The sequence below is a fragment of the Streptomyces tendae genome, assembly GCF_014650435.1.
Taxonomy (GTDB): Bacteria; Actinomycetota; Actinomycetes; order Streptomycetales; family Streptomycetaceae; genus Streptomyces; species Streptomyces tendae.
In genome coordinates, this window is sequence record NZ_BMUY01000083.1 from 1 (window position 1) to 819 (window position 819).

At 72.9% G+C, this 819-nt stretch carries 2 protein-coding genes; both read right to left on the minus strand.

Annotated features, from left to right (window positions below):
- Positions 1–586 (minus strand): nuclease-related domain-containing protein (locus tag IE258_RS40710; RefSeq protein ID WP_189750825.1); only part of this gene is annotated, 586 nt, incomplete at its 3' end.
- Positions 586–819, minus strand: a 234-nt coding sequence (locus IE258_RS40715) for a hypothetical protein (protein WP_189750826.1), incomplete at its 5' end; no start/stop codon positions are given. The genes IE258_RS40710 and IE258_RS40715, both read right to left, overlap by 1 nt.

The window sequence follows — 819 nt, forward strand, 5'->3', positions numbered from 1 at the left end:
TCCACGACCACCCCGCCGGCGCCCGCCGCAGAACGGGGACCGCCTGGTCGACGCCGACCACCTGCACCCGCCCCGACCCCGTCACCACCTCGAGGTGCCCGTCCCGAACGTCGGAGCCGTGCACGATCAGCAGCGGCCACACCTGAACCCCCACCGCTACGGCGACGAGAGCGGCGTAGCGGGCGGCATCCTCAGCCTGCTTCGTCCGATCCTCCACCACGCCCTTCCCGACCAACCACAACCGGCCCCGGTCGGCGGTGACGGTCCGGCCGACCGGCCAGCGTTTCGTGTCCCCGACGACGATCGCGGTACCGCACGGGGAGACGAGGACGTGATCCAGGTTGAAGCGGCGGCCGGTCAGGCGCAGGTCGTGGCGTATCCGCCAGCCGTACAGGCGTAACGCCCGTAACCGGCGGGCCGTCTCCCGTTCGGCTTCGGCTCCGAGGCGCCAGCGGGCCGCTACAGCGTCCGCGGCGGCGGCCTGCGGGTTCAGGCCCGCCCACGCCGTGACGTGCCCCCACACGCCGCGTCGGGCGGTCCTGCGGATACGGGCAGCCTCACGGCCCGCCGAGTTCCTGTAGCCCATCACCGGGCATCCCTCGCCCGGTCCATGGCCTCGATGAGCCGGTCCGCGTAGTCGACGGCCACACCGTGCGGAGAGCAGAAGTCCCGCATCTCCGCCGCGAACCTGCGGGCCGCCGCCACCTCCGCCTCCAACGCCTGCACCCGGGCCTCCGCACGGCGGAGATCCCCGATGGTGGCCTGGTGCGCTTCGACGAGTTGCTGCTCCCGCCGCGCCTGATCTGTCTGTTCGGTCAT